This window comes from Paenibacillus sp. NPDC093718 (genome assembly GCF_050279985.1).
Classification (GTDB): Bacteria; Bacillota; Bacilli; order Paenibacillales; family Paenibacillaceae; genus Paenibacillus_AQ.
In genome coordinates this window covers 564,990-584,370 of record NZ_JBNNUS010000004.1, presented here as the reverse complement: position 1 = coordinate 584,370, position 19,381 = coordinate 564,990, and the positions used below count along the sequence as shown (strand labels likewise).

At 45.7% G+C, this 19,381-nt stretch carries 11 protein-coding genes; 8 read left to right on the top strand and 3 right to left on the bottom strand.

Annotation, left to right across the window (positions count from 1 at the left end; all coding sequences use genetic code 11):
• The first annotated feature begins 155 nt into the window (after positions 1-155).
• The 6 genes from ACQKPA_RS15470 (at position 156) to ACQKPA_RS15445 (ending at position 11,831) form a co-directional block, all read left to right on the top strand.
• Positions 156-1,631 carry an ABC transporter substrate-binding protein gene (locus ACQKPA_RS15470; RefSeq protein WP_427493506.1) on the top strand — a complete coding sequence of 492 codons (1,476 nt, stop codon included), beginning with the start codon at positions 156-158 and terminating at the stop codon, positions 1,629-1,631.
• 299 nt (positions 1,632-1,930) lie between these two features.
• Positions 1,931-2,881 carry a carbohydrate ABC transporter permease gene (locus ACQKPA_RS15465; RefSeq protein WP_427493505.1) on the top strand — a complete coding sequence of 317 codons (951 nt, stop codon included), beginning with the start codon at positions 1,931-1,933 and terminating at the stop codon, positions 2,879-2,881.
• A gap of 29 nt (positions 2,882-2,910) precedes the next feature.
• Positions 2,911-3,747, top strand: coding sequence for a carbohydrate ABC transporter permease (locus ACQKPA_RS15460; protein WP_071219381.1), 837 nt, complete (start codon positions 2,911-2,913; stop codon positions 3,745-3,747).
• Positions 3,744-4,508, top strand: coding sequence for a Cof-type HAD-IIB family hydrolase (locus ACQKPA_RS15455; protein ID WP_427493504.1), 765 nt, complete (start codon positions 3,744-3,746; stop codon positions 4,506-4,508). The genes ACQKPA_RS15460 and ACQKPA_RS15455 overlap by 4 nt, the downstream gene beginning before the upstream one ends.
• A 107-nt stretch (positions 4,509-4,615) precedes the next feature.
• Positions 4,616-5,722 (top strand): SGNH/GDSL hydrolase family protein, encoded by a 1,107-nt coding sequence (locus ACQKPA_RS15450; RefSeq protein ID WP_427493503.1) that lies wholly within the window; start codon positions 4,616-4,618, stop codon positions 5,720-5,722.
• A 40-nt stretch (positions 5,723-5,762) separates the two neighbouring features.
• Entirely contained in the window at positions 5,763-11,831 is a 6,069-nt protein-coding gene (locus ACQKPA_RS15445) for a CehA/McbA family metallohydrolase (RefSeq protein WP_427493502.1), read from the top strand.
• Between the two features lie 196 nt (positions 11,832-12,027).
• On the opposite strand, the gene ACQKPA_RS15440 is transcribed toward ACQKPA_RS15445, so the two are convergent.
• The 3 genes from ACQKPA_RS15440 to ACQKPA_RS15430 all read right to left on the bottom strand — a co-directional run bounded on the left by ACQKPA_RS15440 (position 12,028) and on the right by ACQKPA_RS15430 (position 14,880).
• Positions 12,028-12,921, bottom strand: a complete 894-nt coding sequence (locus ACQKPA_RS15440; protein WP_427493501.1) for a CPBP family intramembrane glutamic endopeptidase — start codon at positions 12,919-12,921, stop codon at positions 12,028-12,030.
• Positions 12,922-13,070: 149 nt separating this feature from the next.
• Positions 13,071-13,718 (bottom strand): response regulator, encoded by a 648-nt coding sequence (locus tag ACQKPA_RS15435; RefSeq protein ID WP_427493500.1) that lies wholly within the window; start codon positions 13,716-13,718, stop codon positions 13,071-13,073.
• On the bottom strand, positions 13,705-14,880 hold the full coding sequence (locus ACQKPA_RS15430) for a sensor histidine kinase (protein WP_427493499.1): 1,176 nt from the start codon (positions 14,878-14,880) through the stop codon (positions 13,705-13,707). Before ACQKPA_RS15430 ends, ACQKPA_RS15435 begins: the two co-directional genes overlap by 14 nt.
• 546 nt (positions 14,881-15,426) lie before the next feature.
• On the opposite strand from ACQKPA_RS15430, the gene ACQKPA_RS15425 reads away from it, so the two are divergent.
• Together ACQKPA_RS15425 and ACQKPA_RS15420 are read left to right on the top strand one after the other, a co-directional pair.
• Entirely contained in the window at positions 15,427-17,550 is a 2,124-nt protein-coding gene (locus tag ACQKPA_RS15425) for a bifunctional metallophosphatase/5'-nucleotidase (RefSeq protein WP_427493498.1), read from the top strand.
• 357 nt (positions 17,551-17,907) lie between these two features.
• Positions 17,908-18,783: a DUF4261 domain-containing protein gene (locus tag ACQKPA_RS15420; protein ID WP_427493497.1), complete on the top strand. Its 876-nt coding sequence runs from the start codon at positions 17,908-17,910 to the stop codon at positions 18,781-18,783.
• Positions 18,784-19,381 lie beyond the last annotated feature (598 nt).

Below are 19,381 nucleotides of genomic sequence, written 5' to 3'. Positions count from 1 at the left end.
TAAGCGTTTACAGAATACTAGGAGGTGAGGCTTAAGTGGCTATAAGCCAAAAGTTATTTACAAATTATTTACCCGGATTTGATTGGTAATTAACAAAACATAGTTATGCTTAAATAGTTAATCCAATTTATTTATTAATTAACGGGGGCGAAATAATGTTGAATGGAAAAATGAAACGATTCATGAGCACGGGTGTTGCAGCGGCATTATCTTTAGCAATGCTGGCTGGTTGCGGTGGAAACAGCGGAAAGAACGAGGCTAGCCCAAGTACTACTCCTGCTGGTTCGGATAAGCCGGGTGTATCTGCAGAAGCGGATGTTTACGAGAATGGTTTGCCGAAGAATGAGGAAGTAACGCTAAAGGTAGGCTTCTTTGTAGGCGGATACGGCCGGGAGTGGTTCGATTATGCAGTTGAATCGTTCACAGCCAAGTATCCAAATGTCAAAATAGACATCACGGCTTCGGCCGATATGAAGACGATTCTTTCTACAAAAATCTCTGCAGGCAATGATAATGACATGTTTGATCTATTCAATACAGAACCAGCGGGAGGTATTGTGGGGCTCGCTGAAGCCGGCAAGCTTGAACCAATGGACGACATTTGGGAATACCCTCTTCCAGACGTGCCGGACAAAAAGGTCAAGGATCTTATGATGCCCGGCATGTACGAGTCAACGCAGCTGATCAATGGGAAAAGGTATGAATTTACGACGGCGAGCAGCTTTGGCGGGTTGTTTTTTAACAAAAAGCTATTCGAAGAGCATGGCTGGAACCAAAACCCGAACACATGGGATGAATTTAAAACACTTCTCGCAGACATTAAAGCGGACGGCATTGCTCCGATAACGTTCCCAGGTATTCATCCAAGCTACCATAACTGGGCTTTCGGAACAGCCAAAAATTTTGAGCTGGCTGATATCAATGGCCATGTCGATGAATTTATCGAAAATTATAGAACCTATGGTCTGCCGCAATACACAAATCCGGAGACGGTTGAAACCTGGACGCGCATCTATGAGCTTGGCCAACAAGGATATTTTGCAGAAGGACTTCCGGCATTGAACCATACGCAATCGCAAATGCAGGTTATTCAGGGGCAAGCGGCGATGGTATCGACAGGGACTCATGTCGAGAATGAGATGAAGGAAGCAACACCCGAGGATTTCGATTGGGGCTTCATGGCTGTTCCTTTCAGAGATGACACAAATCAAACGCTTTGGATTCGAAGCGGAACTTCAAACTTCAACTATATCTGGGCAGCTAAGCCGGAGCTTAACAAAAAGTGGGCCAAAGAATTGATCACATGGATGGTTACGCTTGAAAATCAACAGTTTGCTGCTGAAAAAGCAGGCGCTTTGCCAATGCGCAAGGATTTGACGGAAGACCCTTCCAGAACGACTAACCTTTCCAGCTCTGCCCAATCTGTTCTGAAGTACATTGCGGATAATAATGCTCAAACTTATAAAGCAAGCCGGTCTATCAGTATTTCGGATCCGAATCTTGCTCAAGCGGAAAAATTGTTGAATGAGAATATTGTTAAATTTGCTATGGGTATGCAGGATCCGAAGCCGATTCTGGAGCAAGCTGAAGAGCTGCTGAAGAAAGCTGTAGAGGCTGAAAAGAAAAAATAAGACGTGATGGAGCGGGGAGGATTCATCTCCGCTCTTCCGTTTTAACTTCTGCGACCCATAGGCTACACGCTGAGTATGTCTAATAGTGCGTGTTCAATAAGTCGGATTTTCAGCACCGAGAAGGTTGGATGAAGGTAGGGAGTGAGGAGCGGAGCGTACGTTTTGGGTACGTGAGCACCGGAAGGACCGGCTGAATTCAAGATTCGATGCCGAGTTGCTTCTTGATCCACTTCGTGATCAAAAGACGACTTATTTAACAACCTCTTATAAACGTCTAGTAAGATAGGAGTTGATCTCTCGTGTCAGATTTAACCGCTGTGAAGACACCAAGGCCCTCTGTGCTGCGCAAACTGGGTCTAGATAAAGCGAATACGCAGAAGTGGATATTTCTGTTCATAGCCATTGTGCCTCCCTTTGGCGGATATTTGCTTTTTACGTTGTTTCCGAACATTTTATCCGTTTATTATTCGCTGCTTAATTGGGACGGGTTTACGGATGCAACGTTTGTCGGGCTGTCCAATTTCGTCACCGCATTCCAGGATAAATATGTGTGGCGCGCGCTTACCCACAACTTGATTTTAATGATAACGGTGCCCTTCTTTGTTATTATCATCTCTTTGGTACTTGCCTATTTAATTACTAATAAATCGTATAAAGAGAATAAATTTTTGAAGGTATTGTTTTTCTTCCCGAATGTTTTATCTACGGTCGTAGTCGCTCTCCTCTGGGCTTTCATTTACGATGGATCGTACGGTTTGCTGAATGGGCTTCTAAAATTCTTCGGATTTAATATCGGGAATTTCTATTGGCTGGGCGATGAAAGCACGGCGCTTGTGTCGATTATCCCGGCATGGGTTTGGGGCGGCGTCGGCTTGTATGTCATAATCTTTGCCAATGCTATGCTGGCGATTCCAAAGTCATTGTACGAGGCGGCGATTCTTGAAGGGGCCGGACATATGACGCGCTTGTTTAAAATCACAATGCCGCTTGTTACGCCCATTATTCGGGTCAGCGCTTTGTTCCTGGTCGTTGGCACAATGAAGGGCTTTGAAATCATCCTCATTATGACAAATGGAGGCCCATTCGGGTCGACGGATGTCATCGGCCTCTACATGTTTAACTTGGCTTTTGGCGTAGAGTATCGGAATTACGGCTACGCTTCCGCAGTCGGTATGATCCTGTTCGTCATATTAGTAACGGCAAAGCTGTTAATCGATAAATTTGTGCCGAACAAAGGCTACGAGTATTAGTTTCCATATGAAGTTCGGAGGGATAAAGTTTGAAGGAAAAACGAACGTTTATGGACGTTGTGTGGCGTGTGCTGCTTTATGCTTGGTCGCTGACCATTTTATTTCCTTTAGTCTGGGTTATCTATGAATCGTTAAAAAGCAATCCTGAGTTTTTTAAAGATATATGGGCGCTGCCTTCGGAACCAAGATGGCAGAATTATTCGAAGGCTTGGAATCAATACGGTTTTGGGCAATCACTCTTAAATACCCTTTATTATGTGGGCGGAAGTCTGGTGCTTGGGCTTTTCTTTACGACAATTAACGCCTATGCGCTTACTCGAATGCAGTTCAAAGGTAGAAAACTGATTTGGGGCTTGATTATGTTGTCCCTGTTCCTGCCTGGCATCAATGCGCTTGTACCCCAGTATGTAGTTATGAGGGAACTGAATTTGACCAATAGCTTGACCGGATTAATTCTCCTGTCCAGTCTGGGGGAAAGCGTGTTCTACCTTATGCTGCTCGGAGGGTTTATGAGCTCTCTGCCGATGGAGCTTGAGGAGAGCGCAACGATGGATGGCGCTACATTATTCCAAAAGTTTTGGCGTGTTATTGTTCCTTTGTCTACACCGGGAATTGTAACCGTTGGCGTATTCAAGTTCCTAGGGTTCTATAACAATTTCTTAGCGCCGTTCATCTATTTGAGCGATCCAAAGAAATATCCCATTGCGGTGCAAATGTATTCTGCGAATAAGCAAATGGAGTTTACTGCGGATTGGGTAACTTTGTTTGCCGGTGTAACCATTGCGATGGTACCGTCCATTATTATTTATATTTTATTCCAAAAACTTCTTATGGAAGGCGCGACCATGGGAGCGGTGAAGGGATGAATACTGTGCAGCAAGTGAAGGCGAAATATAAGCTGATTGCGTTGGATCTGGACGGGACTCTTCTGACGGATGAAAAGTGCATTACGGAAGAGACCAAAAAGTGGCTTCAATATGCCGTAGATCAGGGCGTTAAAGTGATGTTCTCCACCGGAAGAGGCCTGCAAACCGCACAGGGCTTCTGGGATGAGCTGGGGCTTGATTCCCCGATGGTGCTGCTCAATGGCGCGGAAATTTGGGAGGGGCCGGGGAAGCTCAAGAAGCGAATCTTCCTCCCGCGGGATACGGTCCGCCAAATGCACGCCGTTGCTGCCGAACGGGCCGAGTGGTACTGGGGCTACAGCGTGGAGAGCTTGACGGGCGACAAGGATTGGACGCCTGAGATGTTTGAACGGGATTGGATGAAATTCGGGATCGGCAGCCATGATCAACAGAAGCTCGCGGAAATTAAGGAGGAGCTGCTCCGTTGGGGGGCGCTCGAAGTTACCCGTTCGGCCCCTACGAATATGGAGATATCAGTTAGAGGAACTACCAAGGAAAGTGGAGTGCGTGAGGTTTGCCAGATGCTGGGCTTCTCGATGTCCGATGTCATTGCGATGGGAGACAGTGATAATGACGCGAGACTATTGAAGGCGGCAGGTCTCGGTGTGGCGATGGCCAACGGTGAAGAGCATATCAAATCCATAGCGGACGTCATCACGGCTACCAACAACGAAGACGGTGTTGCTCAGGCGATTCGGAAATATGTATTCCAAATGGAGTAAACGCAGCAAACGTATTTTAGAGGTTGTTCAAAAAGTCGCCTTTTGATCACGAAGGGAGTCAAGAAGTAATTCGGCATCGAATCTTGAAAGTGAGGGAGTAGAAATAGATGACCGTTCAATCGAAAGAGATAAATTTAGATCAACTGGGCGGAACGATATACCCGGAGACAACAAATGGCGAACAGTTGAGATGGCATTCTCCGCTTGAAGCGCCCTTTCACATCGCGGGTTTCCCTTGGCTTGCGCAGGATGGGATATACAGACGCCTGCCCTTGGCTTCCGGGGCTGTTTTGCCGCCTGCGGTTGATACGCTTGCTTATTGTACGGCAGGCGGGCAAATTCGCTTTCGCACCAATTCTTCAAGGCTGGTCATAAGGGTGCGTCTTGCCGGACCGGCGAATATGTATCATATGCCGCCTACAGGGCAGTGCGGGGTTGACTGCTATCTTGGAGAGCCGGGAGAGCAGAGCTTTATCACCACGGCTAGATTCAAACCAACGGAAAGTGAATATGAATCCCAGCTTTATCAGTGGGATACCAAAAAAGATGTGGCCGTCACCTTAAACTTGCCGCTCTATCAAGGGGTAGAAGAGGTATGGATCGGTGTAGATAAGGATGCTGTCATAAGCGATGCACCTGCCTATGCAAGCAGTAGACCCGTAATTATATATGGAACTTCAATTACGCAAGGGGGATGCGCCTCCCGGCCGGGTATGGCTTATTCTAATATTCTCAGCCGTATGATTCCGGTGGAGTTCGTCAATCTTGGCTTCTCGGGGAATGGAAAGGGCGAGCCGGAGCTCGCGCATATCATGTCGGAAATCGATGATCCGGCTCTATTCATTCTTGATTATGAAGGGAATACGGGCGAGGCCGGAAACATCGCACGAACGCTGCCTGCATTCATCCGAATTTTGAGAGAGCGACATCCCGAAGTTCCTATATTAGTAGTCTCTAGGATTTGCACTGCCGAAGACCAGTTCTATACGGGGAGAAGGGAGCTTCATGAGCGCCGCAGGCTGATTCAGATCGAAAATGTTGAACAGAGGTGGGCGGAAGGAGACCGTCATATTCATTTCGTTGACGGTTTTAAGCTGCTAGGCGATGATTTCGTCAATGATTGTACGGTTGACGGAACACATCCAACGGATCTCGGATTTTTGCGCATGGCACAGTCGCTTGCACCTATCATTAAGCCATTGTTGCGACTGTGATGAACAGTACCATTTAAGCCGAAAAAGGAGAGGATTTTGATTGAGGTCCCAAAGAAGAAGTCTGCCTTTTATTGTGATGGCTTGTTTCATTGCGGGGGTTGTTAGTCTTTGTTACAGCATTAATGTATTTGCGTCTTCAGATAAAGAAGAAGGTATTTCTAAAAAAGATAGAGCGAAGTACTTAGGAACTTCACTGTTCAAAGGCCATATGCATTCCCATACTTCTCTCAGTGATGGGATCTTGTTGCCTAATGATGCTTATAATTTCGTGAAGGCTAATACAGATTTTGATTTTTTTGCAGTGACTGAACACGACGTGACTTATGATATCAGTACGGGCAGTGATTTTATTACGAATGTTCAAGACTCTTATTCCGAAGAATACAAGCTGCTGCATGAGCAATCCGATGCTCACAATCATGATCACGAATTTATTACGCTGCCTGGTACGGAAGTGACTTGGTATGATGAATCCGGTCATATCAACCTATTTAATGCCCCATGGTTTGCAAGAACACATGGAGTAGGTGCGGATGGCACTTGGGGCTGGAGCGACATCAAATATGATCTGCCAACCTTTTACGCAAGACTTGCCCAAGATCCTGATGCGATTGCTCAATTTAATCATCCACGCTTGTCAGGAAATTGGAGTTTCAATGAATTTAAACATTATAACCGAGATGTGGACAGAAACCTTAATCTGATGGAATACAAATCCTCAAATGATTTTGCAATCTATACCAAGGCATTAGATCAAGGCTGGCATGTTTCTCCTGTGTTTGGCGGAGACGAGCACAAAGGAAACTGGGGAATGGTTCAGCCCCATGTGACCGGTATGTGGGGAGATAACCTTACAAGAGAAGGTCTTTACGAGGCGATGCGAAACCACCGCACCTATGTATCATTTGATCGGAACCTAGAAATGGCGATTTCAGCAAAAGGTCAGATGATGGGAGCGATCCTTCCAGCCAAAACAAAAGAAATAGAACTTAAAGTACGGATAAATGACCCTGATGCTAACGATATTTTGGACAAAGTCATTGTTTACAAAAACAGCGGTGAAATCGTTAAGGAGTACGGCAATATTGCCAGCAATCAATTTAAAAAGGAAGTAACCTTAGCAACTAAAGACGGGGATTATTTTATCGTTAGAGCTTTCCAAGCAGACGGTGAAGAAGCGATGAGTGCTCCGATTTGGATTGGTGATGAAACAAGGGGCACGGTGCACGCGCCTGAAATTACGGTTCATGGACAATATCCTGACACGATTAAGCTTGGGGATCAAGTGGAAGTGCTGAGCGCCTCGGCAACGGATCATCACGGTCAATCTGTATCGGTGGAAGCCATTGTGTTAAATGATAAAGGAGAAGTAGCCGCTCTAAATCAGCATTTCAAGGTCGACATGTATGGAGACTATTTCATTAAGTATGTAGCAACCGACGCTCAAGGAAATACGCGTGTGGAACTTATTCGATTACTTGTTGATCAACAAAAACTAGATGCCGATAAAGTTCTAAATGAATTTCAGCCCATTGTTAATGTAGGTGGGAACGAACGCGAAGTAGGAATAAATTTGGTGACGGATAAGGCGTTAGAAACGTCGTATGTTCAGTATAAACCGGAGTCAGCGGCGACGTGGGACCATGCTGAAGTGGTACAAGCGGAAGTCTCTTATTTTCAAGTCGCCTATGGCGATACGTTTGCGAAGAGTAATTATCGCGTGCTTGCAGCTCATGAAGCGAATATAACAGATCTCGACTTAGGGACTAAGTATGACTATCGGTATGGAATGTCACCGACGGGACCTTGGAGCGGCAGTTATAGCTTTAGGACCGCGCCGGCTTCAGAGGAAGACGTATTGTATGTGATGGGAGATCTTGAAGTTCCGGATCGAAATCCGGAAAGTTTCCGACTGTTTAAAAATATGCTGGATGTTCTGCAGGAGAAAAATTCAAACGGACAGACTGTGATTCAAGTCGGAGACTTGGTCGAGAACGGCGGCAATATGTATGCTTGGGATGATGCGTTTAACAATATTTACAACAACGATATGGGTCTAGTCTCTGCTCACATTGTCGGGGACCGTGAACGTGCGACGGAGCGGAAGCTCGGGCCGTTCTCCGGGTTTTTCAACCTGCCGAAGAACGGTGAAGGCAGTTACCGGGAAACGAATTATTCGTTTGATTATGGCGATATGCACATTGCTGTTCTGAATTCTGTGCTGGATTTTGACAAGCAGCTGTCATGGCTGGAGAAAGATTTGCGGGCAACCGACAAGAAGTGGAAAATCGTGATGGGGCATTATCCTTATTATGGCGGTCAATCCGGCGATGAGACCGGTATGGACATAATGAGAGTGAAATTGTCTCAAGCATTTGAACGGCTTGGCGTTAGTTTGTATATTGGCGGTCATGACCATGTGTATAAACGGACAACCATACGAAACGGTGTAAAAGATATATCGGAAGAAGCGATGAATTTAGGAACAACTTTTGTGACAGTTGGTTCATCAGGTCCAACGTTCTTTGATAACAAATCATTTGACTGGGATCATATCGTTTATGATGAAAATAAGCAGACGGGTGTTATTTTAGAATCAAACGATCAATCTCTCACGTTGAAGGCTTACAACAGCGACGGTGTTGAAATTGATTCATTTACGATGAAACAACCCGCCAATTATATGAAATTAACGAGCGCAATTGTAGAAAATAACGTCTTGAAGGGCGTTGGGGTCTTGAATTACCCGAGCTCGCTTGAACGTGTCACCGTGATCGGGGAAAAGCGGGATCATACAGGTGAACAGCTGTTGGAAACGGTTATTCAAGAAGCAACGCTGGAACATCTCGGACGAGAACAAATCATCTTATTTGATAACCCTCTTGCATTTGGCGATGAACATACGATCGTCGTAAGATTGGTTAATAATCCAATCGATCAAGAGCCGTTAACGGACCCGTTCATAGCTAAAGAAGGAATGCTGGGCGATGGTTCGGAAGGCAACCCATATCAAATCAAAAGTGCCAGTGGACTCTATAAAATGCATGAATTCCCGGACAAACATTTTGTTTTAGATCGGGACATTGATGGGAATGGCGTGTTTTTTGAAGCCATTGGCGCGAATGGGGCTCCATTTACCGGTACGTTTGATGGGAAAGGGCATACGATTACAGGCGTTATGGTCTCCTCAGGCGGCGCGGGTCTCTTTGCCATTAATGAAGGGACGATTCGAAATGTAGGAATCATCCATGCTGACATTGATGTTCGTCGGAGCAATGTTGGAATCCTGGTTGATCAGAATGATGGAATCGTGGAATATGCCTACAGTACCGGATCTATTAGAGGCAATTCTACGGTTGGCGGTCTTGTGGGCTACTCGAACGGTATCGTTAGAAACAGTTATTCAACAGCTCGAGTCCATGCACGAGGCAAGCAAGCCGGCGGCATGATCGGAATTACGAATCGGGGGAGTATAACAGAACAGGTCTATGCCATGGGAACCGTAACAGCAGAAGAATCCAATGCTGGCGGCATCAGCGGATACGGATATAACAATACGGTCATTCAAAATAGTATGGCATTAAATCCATCGATTGTTACGGGTACGGCATCGAATCGAATTGTCGGCAGAGTTTTAGCTGGAGAGACGGCAATTTTAGTCAATAATTATGCCGATGAAAATATGTTTGTTAGCAGTGAGAACGTGACGGTTGCTGATCCAAACAATGAAAAAGGACAGGGGGTGGGTGCAGAAGCGTTCACGAAGCCATCTTTTTTCATGGAGACCCTCGGTTGGGATTTTAGTTCGATCTGGATCTGGAATGAAGATGCCAAGCGTCCATTACTGCAAAGTAATTTGGAGCAAATTAACGAAGATCATATTCCAAAGCCGAAGCTTGATCAAAACGAAGATGGGTACTACATCATTCGTTCGATTAGCGAATTAAAGACCATATCAGAATTTCCAAATGAAAACTATATATTGGAAAACGATCTTGATTTTGAAGGGCAGCTTTTTGAACCCCTATTTAAGGGGACGCCGTTCCTCGGCACATTTGATGGAAATAATAAATCGTTAACCAATTTCAAATCAGAAAACGGCGGCTTATTTCATCTTAATGGCGGAATGATTAAAAACATAGCTATGGTCGATGCAAGCGTCACTGGCGGGAGTAATATAGGCATACTCGTTAACACGAACAACGGAACGGTAGAGAATAGTTATGTAACGGGCTCAATCGAAGGTTCCAGCACAGTGGGCGGCCTAGCGGGCTATTCCAATGGCATCGTGAGAAACAGCTATTCTACTGCAGATGTAACGGCCCAGTTGAACCAGGCTGGCGGCTTGATCGGAATTACAAACTCAGGCAGTTTAACGGAAAACGTGTATGCATCTGGAGCCGTTCAGGCGCTTAGAAGTAACGCAGGCGGAGTAACTGGCTACGGCTATAATGATACGGTTGTTAAAAACGTTGTTGCTCTGGGTCCTTCAGTCGTAACGCCGACGATGGCGAACCGTGTGGTGGGACGAGTTCTTGCCGGGCATACCGCAACGCTTGAGAATAATTATGCGTTTGATGGCATGATTGTGGATGTAGAAGGCGAAAGTATTGCTGCTGCTGACAACAGAAAAGGTTTAGGGCTATCAAAGCAACAGGTTGAAGATTCCAATACGTATATCAATATATTGAAATGGGATTTTGAGTCGGTTTGGATGTGGAATGATGCTTTAAAGCGTCCGGTATTGAACAGTAATCCTGAAGAGGCAAGCGAGCCTGTCGTGCCTTTGGAAAGAAATGAAGCAGGTTATTACAGAATCAAATCCATTGCTGATTTGAACGTTATGGAAAACTTCCCGGCTGAAAAGTATATTTTGGACAATGACTTGGATTACTCTGGACAACCGGCTGAGTCACTTTTTAAAGTGGTTTCGTTCACCGGTATTTTGGATGGCGACGGGAAGAAAATAGTTAATTTTAATTCTTCGAGCGGCGGCTTATTCCATCTCAATGGCGGAGTGATTAAAAATATAGCCATGATTGATGCCAGCGTCACTGGCGGGAGCAGAATAGGCATACTCGTCAACACAAACAATGGCGAGTTAGAGAATAGTCTTTCAACAGGCTCTATTACAGGCTCCAGCACAGTCGGCGGTCTAGTAGGCTATTCCAATGGCATCGTAAGAAACAGTTATTCTACCGCAGATGTAACCGCTCAGGTAAGTCAGGCTGGCGGCCTCATCGGAATTACGAATTCGGGCAGCCTAACAGAAAACGTGTATGCGTCTGGAACCGTTCGGGCGATTACGAGCAATGCGGGTGGAGTGACTGGCTACGGATACAATGATACGGTCGTCAGAAATGTCATTGCCCTGGGCCCTTCGGTTACGGCACCAACGATGGCGAACCGGGTGATGGGACGAGTTCTTGCGGGGCACACCGCGACTCTCGAAAATAATTATGCATATGACGGCATGATTGTGAATAAAGAAGGTGTCGCTGAAGGAGCATTAACAACCCTTAAAGGATTAGGACTATCTGAAACTGAAATAAAGACTCCATCCACCTATACTGACAGGTTAGGGTGGGACTTTAACGCTATTTGGAGATGGGACGATATTGCTAAACGACCTGTTTTACAATCGGTATCAGCAGGCAACGAGGAAGAGCCAGTTAGCCTGATTGAGCTTGAGCTCGAAGGAATGTCTACACTGGTCGTTGGAGAGAGTTATCAAACGGTGACTACCGCAGTATATAGTGATGGAAGCCGAGAAAAGGTAGAGACAAACGTCATCTATACAAGCAGTGATCCAAATAAAGCGGAGATCAGCGCTAGCGGTGTAGTAACGGCGATTTCGGAAGGAACCGTACTCATCACGGCAGAGTATAATGGCTTGACTTCATCCTATGAGCTAACCTTGAATCAGAAGCAAATCGATATGGAGGGGGTCAACCAAGGCGTGGATGCGGAAGTCACGCTTCCACTCACTTCTTCGGCCTTAGTCGGAACGGGGAAGTGGTGGATCGTGAACCGGATGCCGCACCCTCCTGGACCGCCTGAAGTGGCGGTCATTTCAGGCGATAACAAGCTTCTCGTATCCGTGTCGTAGCCTTAATGAAATAGAGACTGCTCCACCTGTGAAGTGACCCTAAATAGCCAGATATCATATGTATTGGGCAGTTTCATGAAATGAGTCCGGTAATTATACCGGGCTCATTTCGATTTATGTCCGCAAGTGATTTATATTGGTGGGTACAACGGTCTTTCTAGATCTGAAATTTATTTAGAGGGATCAGGTCTGCCGTTTACTTTGATACAGGAAGGTTCCGGGCCTCAACCCTAAGATACCGTGCAGCCCCAATTAGCATAGGAATAGACAACAGAAGACTGCCCAAAACCGGAACAATGGAACCTTCAAGTCCAAAATCGCCACCTGTGAGAAGTGCGGCACCGTTCACCTCTACAGTAAATAGACCGGCAGATGAGTGTCCGGAAACAGGAATGCCTAGCAACTCCTCAATGGCATTCCACGAAAAATGCAGTCCCATGGCAAACCACAAGTTCCGCCGCCACAGGAAGGCGGCACCGAGCAGAACGCCTGCTTCCAGGGCTATGGCGAACGCGCTCCATAATGTTGCCCCTGTATTGCCAAGATGGGCAATTCCGAAGAATAGTGAGGTCACAGCGAGTGCGAGCGGTTTCCCCCCCAATATATCAATGGCTTGAAACATAAGTCCGCGAAAGATAAGCTCCTCGACAATGGCTGCTGCTAAAGCTGCTCCAATGGAAGACGTCAGAACTGAACCTGCATTCGCAGAACTTGCCCACTGAAAGGAGTAACCTCCCAGAGCCGTAATAATAAAGACGGACCCTGTGATAAAGATTGTCCCCGTAAGTACGCCCAGCAAGGTTTCAATCCCTGCGCGTTGTCTAGCTATCTCTGGAGTGGAACGCCGGGCCAGGTATGTCAGCGTGAGCTTATAAACCATGATGGCCAGCAATCCCATCACTAGTGTAAGGACAAGGGAAATCACCCCATCCACTCGCTCAGTCAGCTGCCGGAATAACGTATCTATAAGAACAATACCGATAGCTCCCACAAGCATCCAGACGATTGGAAAACGCCAAAATGAACTCCGAGCGCTTAATTTCCCGCCATTCTGCAGGCTCTCTTTATTTTCAGATGCTTTTTTCTTCATGTCCAACATCGCCTCCTGTGTTGCTTGATGCTATGAGTATAGGCTGAAAAAGTCATAAGAGACAGTGCGCTTTTGTCATCATTTCATCTATGGCTATATGCGAAAAAAGCCGGTAACTCTAATGAGTTACCAGCTTCTTGGGGATCGGCTTATGAATGATCCAGCATTCCCGAATCTCGGGCTTTACGGGTAGCCTCCCGCCTTCCTTTCACATTAAGCTTTGAATAAATCGTTGAGATATAATTTTTAACCGTGCCTTCACTAAGATACAACACCTCGGCAATTTCTTGATTACGAAGGCCAGAAGCCAGCTTATGCAGCACTTCGATTTCACGGCCAGTGAGCCCGAATTCATTATTTCTCGCAGGGGTGGCAGTGTTCAGGTTCTTGATCATTTTACTCGCCATTTCCTGCGAAATTAATGTCCCTCCCGCCTGAACCACCCGTATGCCTGCAGCCAGGTCTCTGGGATGAATGGCTTTGAGCAGATAACCTTCTGCTCCACAGCTTAACGCCGCTAACACATATTCCACTTCCTTATAGGAGGTCAGCATGATAATTTTGGTTGAAGGTATCCGCTCTTTAATCTGGGCTGTCGCAGCGACGCCGTCCATGACAGGCATGTTGACATCCATCAACACAATATCTGGCATAAACTGCTCGCAGCCCTTTATGGCTTCTTCGCCATTCTTGGCTAAACCGACAATTTCCAAATCCGGTTCCATGGACAACACGATATGTAAGCTCTCGAGAATTAACTCTTGATCATCAGCAAGCAGCACTTTAATCTTCACCATACGGTATCACTCCTTTCAGCGGAATCTCGCATCTGACTTCGGTTATCACTGGAGTTCCCTCCCCAGATGATAGGTGTAGGCTGCCTCCCAACCGCTCAACCCGGTGTTTCATCGTGGTCAAGCCGAAGCCATAATTTAGCTTGTCGATCGGCTTGCCGTTATTTTGAATGGACAATTGCAGATTGCTCTCAGAAAATCTAAGCTTCAGATGCAGTTGAGACGCCTTTCCATGTTTTAGTGCATTTGTAAAGGACTCCTGGATAACCCGAAGGATCGCTTGCCGTACCTCAAAACGTATGGAACGCTCTGTCCCCGGCAGACTCCAAGTCAGGGCCGTACCCGTGTGCTCCCGGAAACGGACCACAAGGGATTCAACCTGTCGGATCAGACTGGATTCCTCTTCTTCCCCCATCTCGTGTACGATGTTCCTCATTTCGTCCAGATTTTTCTCTGCCAATGTTCTTAAGCGAATTAACCGATCTTTGGCCTCGGCAGGCTTGCTATCCATAAGGGCAATAGAAGCATCGAGGCTCAGAATGAGTGAGATAAAGGAATGCCCCAGTGTATCATGAAGCTCCTTCGACATGCGGTTGCGCTCTTCAAGCAACGTCATTTTCTCGATCTCGGCCGAGTAGTGAGTTAACAGTTTATTTTGATGCTCCACTTCCGCTACCAGTTTATTCTTCTGATCATACGCATTGGCTACGAAGCTTGCCCACATACCAATGAAGCAGAACAGCAGATTGTCTGTTCCGATACTTAAGGTTTGCTCCCAAGATGATTTTAGGTAAGACTGAAAGGAAAAGGGAATGAAAACAAGTAAGGGAATGAGCCAAAGGGTTTGCTTAGTCAATAAGTACCCCATTGTAAGACTCGGCAGCAAATAGTCCGCTTTTGAAGTCAGATCAGGATGAATGACAGAATTCACATAATAAGAACCGCCAAGCAATAGCTCCAGTATGCAAAACCAGACCTTGTTCATCCGGTGCCCAGGAAACCAGAACAGCAAAGGGACGACAAGGGCTATGCTCAGCCAGATCACGTTTATTAACGTTCGGTTCGAAAACTCACTTACTGCCAGAACCCGGGACAACAGCAAAATATAATGGTATAAACGAAGAGCGAATATACCCCAATCCATGAAAGATAATATTCTTTTCATAACATCATCATACAGGAAATTTGAAAAACTTGGGTGGAAAATAGAAGAAGGTTGCTTCGCAGTTGATCTCGCATGAGTGGAGAGAACTGCTGCGGAGCATCGATAAATTCACCCCGGAAGCGGCGAATGTACACGCATATCATAGAGATGTAATCATGAATATAGGGAGAACACTCCGTTGCATTCCTTATAAGCACAGTCGTTTTGGAGAAGGCCATAGGAGAAGTGGAATTAGATTCAATCCGAAACGGGGCTCAGCTTGCATTAGGGGGGATTTCACTTTGCCCCGAGATAACGAAGCCTTCTTCTCCGTCCCCGTCCACAGCCTCATAAACCTGCATCTTCTGGGCGTGGGACAACCACCATCCGTTAGAGTAAACCAAATCCTCAAGCACTAACCTTTGGTGTAGATCCAGATATAGGTACGTTTCTTCTCTATTCATTTTTCAACTTTTTTACATAGACTTCATATATTCTGCGATTTTTATGAATTTAATTATGTTAGAGTATTTCAGGAATAGAAATTTGAGAGGGGTTTTATAACTCATGTCATGGAAAAAAAATGTGGCTAAAAGCACTATTCGTGTGGCTGCTGCTGCACTATTACTTTCCCAACTATTAGGCGCAGTAGGTTCTGTCTCTGCTGCAAGCAAAGATGTAGAAGTACACTTGATCGGAATCAATGACTTGCACGGTCAGTTAGATACCACATCGATTGTTAATGATAAAAAAGTAGGAACAGCTCCAATTCTAGCAACCTATCTAAAAGAAGCTCAAGCAAAATATGAGCACTCCCTACTTTTCCATAATGGAGACTCTGTTGGTGCATCTGCTCCAGTCTCATCTCTAGATCGTGATGAGCCTACTATGGAGTGGATGAATATGATGGGTTTTGATGTAGCTTCTTTAGGCAATCATGAATTCGACCAAGGCATCGCTGCATTAAAAGCACAAATCTTTGGTGGCCTTGATCCAAAAGAAGGCAAGGTAACTCATGCTGGTGCAAAATTTGATTATGTAAATGCAAACGTCATTGAAACCTCCACTGGCGAAACATTGCTTAAGCCATATGTTATTAAAGAAGTGGGCGGAGTCAAAATCGGATTTATCGGATTAGTGACGAAAGCTACACCTGCTAAAGTATCTCCATCTGGTACAGCAGGCGTGCGTTTCTTAAGCGCAGAAGAAGAAGTTGAAGCCGTTAATAAATATGCAAAAGAATTACAAGATCAAGGTGTAGAAACGATCATCGTCTTGGCTCATGATCCAGCAACAACCAAAGACGGCGTAACATCTGGAGAAGCGGCTGATTTAGCAAAGGCTTTGCCAGCAGATTCCCCTGTTGACGTTATTGTTGCAGGTGACAATCATGCTTTAGCTAATGGTGAAGTTAATGGAAAATTGATCGTTCAAGCTTATTCTTATGGTACGGCATTCGAAGATATTAAGTTGATGATTGACCCTACTACTGGGGATGTAACCGAAAAATCAGCTACAGTTACAACGACTTTTCAAGAGGGTGTAAAAGAAGATCCTGAATCTTTAGCTATTATTAAAAAATTATTAGACAAGCATCCTGAGCTAACTAAGCCGGTAGGTATAACAGATGGTTCTATCACTCGTACAGATGCTTATAATAACGAAGCGCCTCTAGGAAACGTCATTGCAGATGCAATGCGTCAAGCAGACTTTGGTGATAAAGCAAGCGCTGCTGACTTTGCATTTATGAACCCAGGTGGTATTCGTGCGGATCTGCCACAAGGCGATGTGACCTTTGCTGATCTTGCTAAAATCCAACCTTTTGGCAATACTTTAGTGAAACTAGAGCTGACTGGTGAGCAAATTCAAACCTTGTTGGAGCAACAATGGGGAACAAATGCTGACGGTACACCAAACACAAAAACACTACAAATCTCTGGCTTGAAATATACTGCAGATTTCAATAAGCCAGTTGCAGAACGTGTTACTAGTCTTAGTCTTGAAGATGGTACACCCATTGATCCTGGACAAACATATACGGCTGTAGTTAACAACTTTATGGCAGCAGGTGGAGATAACTATAAAGTACTATTGGAAGCTAAATCATCTCTAGCAGGTCCTATCGATCTTGATGTATTCTACCAGTACATTGTAGATACGTATAAAGGTGGTAGCATTGAGGCTAAAATCGAAGGACGTATCACGAACCTAGCTGCATCTACAGAGCAAACAGATACACCTATAACAACAGAATTCATTTCTCGTGCTGAATTTGTAAGTGCTCTGGTAGACAAGTTGAAACTAAACGAAGTAGCTAGAGCATCTAAATTCAAGGATGTTGCTGCTGATGCTGCATATGCTGATGCAATCGCTGAAGCTACTCATGCTGGATTAATTCAAGGCTACGGTGGTAATTTCAACCCTGATCGTGATATCACTCGTGAAGAAGCTGCTACAATTCTTGCTAAATTGTTGAACAATCAAGCTTCTGATAAAAATGCGGCTACAATCATTGCAGGTTTTGAAGATGGCAAAACCGTTTCTACCTATGCGGTTGAATCCATGGCAAAATTGATTGACAAAGGTATTCTTAGTGCAGCAGAGAAAAACCTGCTTCAACCTAAACAAACTTTGTCTAATAACGAAGCAAAAGCTTTAATTCAAAAAGTTGTTGCAGCAAAAGCTTCATAATTTAGCACTTGTTCAAACCTTATACTAAGACAGGAAAGCACATCCAGTTTGGTGAATAAGCTTTTTTCTATTGATAAACCTCAATTAGTCCCTCAATTCATGAAAAGTTTATCTAGGAGAATGCTATATCCCAATTTAGGATGTGTTCTTCATGCTTACATGACTATAACTAATCTGTGGTTTGGTGGTACTTTTATTTTGTAATGAGAGTCAAAGGTATCCTTTTTGTATTTAATGGTTTAGCGTATGTCTCATAGATCCGACTTTGGAATCATTTTCCTGGACGGGCTTGCGTGGACCGTGCGGCAATCTCTATAGTTGAGGGGAAAGACATACGAACGGAGTGGTAGGGGAGAAATGGAGAGCGAACGCGTACTTCAGCAAAGTTTAGACGAAAAAAGTGAGTTTCAGCGGTTGTTTCAAATGTACCTGCTGTTTGAGGAGAAAGCGAAACGGCCGAATGCGGAAGCCGTCCGGAACGCGTTAGAAACCCGATGCGGTAAAACGGATACCGTGTCGGGAGCCGACGCATTGTCGTCGTTTGCCGTAGAGGCTTATAAAGTAGCCTACGAGGATGGGGAACTGCCAGCTCAGGTGATGATGGCGGACTTTACGCCTTTTCAACCGGAGTCGATTACCAACATGGAGCGCACCCAGTTTTGGACGATGCCAGATGCTGAGGACGTTCTGGAACAATGCCGCTATAAGCTGCTGATCAGCGACTTCATGGCGGCGGGGCTGGACTATAAATCGCGCAGCGCCTTATTGGCGGACTGGCTGGAGGCTGCCGTAAGCCTGTTCCCGACCTGCAAAGCGATCTGGATTCCATCGAGCGGGAAATTGCTGCATCCGGCCGAAATTGCCGATAATCCGTACGAAGGAGCCGCGAGGTTCTTGCAGTTCGGCATGAATATCCGTTATTTTACCATTCATGGGACCGAAGATAGCTTGATCGATTCGCTCGGCCTCTTTGCGCTTAGACTTCCGGATGTCCAGTACCATCTTCATACATTGGATCCGAACGACGTGTCACGGCATGCATTCAATGTCGCAGCTTACTTGTTTGAAGCGAATGTGCCGGTGAACGACGGCGAGACGATCGCCGGCTTGCTGAATGGGGAGATGGCACCGGAGGTGCATTGGCCTTGCAGGTTCGAAATGTCGCTTATCCAGCCTACCAGAGAAGTGATGGACGTCTGTCCAGGCGAATATGCGGCAGGAGAACGAGAATAAAATAGGCCGGCGTATGACCGAGTACTCGCGCCGAGAGTCGCGAGAGGTGTATCGATAGCCGAATGAGCCGTCGTCTTTATACTAACTTACATGCAATATGATACGGCACGAAAATGAGCTGGTGGTACGTTTCCGCCAGCTCATTTTTAATACCTTTATTTCCACGGACATGGCCGCGGACCCGGCATAAACGGGTTAAATTAACGGGCAGGATAGATTAATTAAACCCTTTGAGGCTTCAGATGGAATACTTACTGATAGATGAATTCACGTTCGTTCTGCTTTTCATACATATCCCAATACGCTTGGGCGATTCGATCAGGGTCGAAGTTTGTGTTCACCGCAACTGTACCGGCGATTGTGATGGTACCCACATGAATGCCATGAGGCGCCAGTTCTTCTCCTAATGTATAGACTAAGCAGCGCAGAAATTCGCAACGTCCATCGTACTTTCTTCTCCCATTGAAAATAAATCCCTAACTGCGGTCATTCCTGAGTCTCGTTAGCGAGTGAGTGAGCCCGGCAGGCCTGAAGGAAGTGCAATATCGGAGGGGAAGGCCGCTGAGGGTTTTTCGCCGGGTAGCCCCGTTAAGTTGAG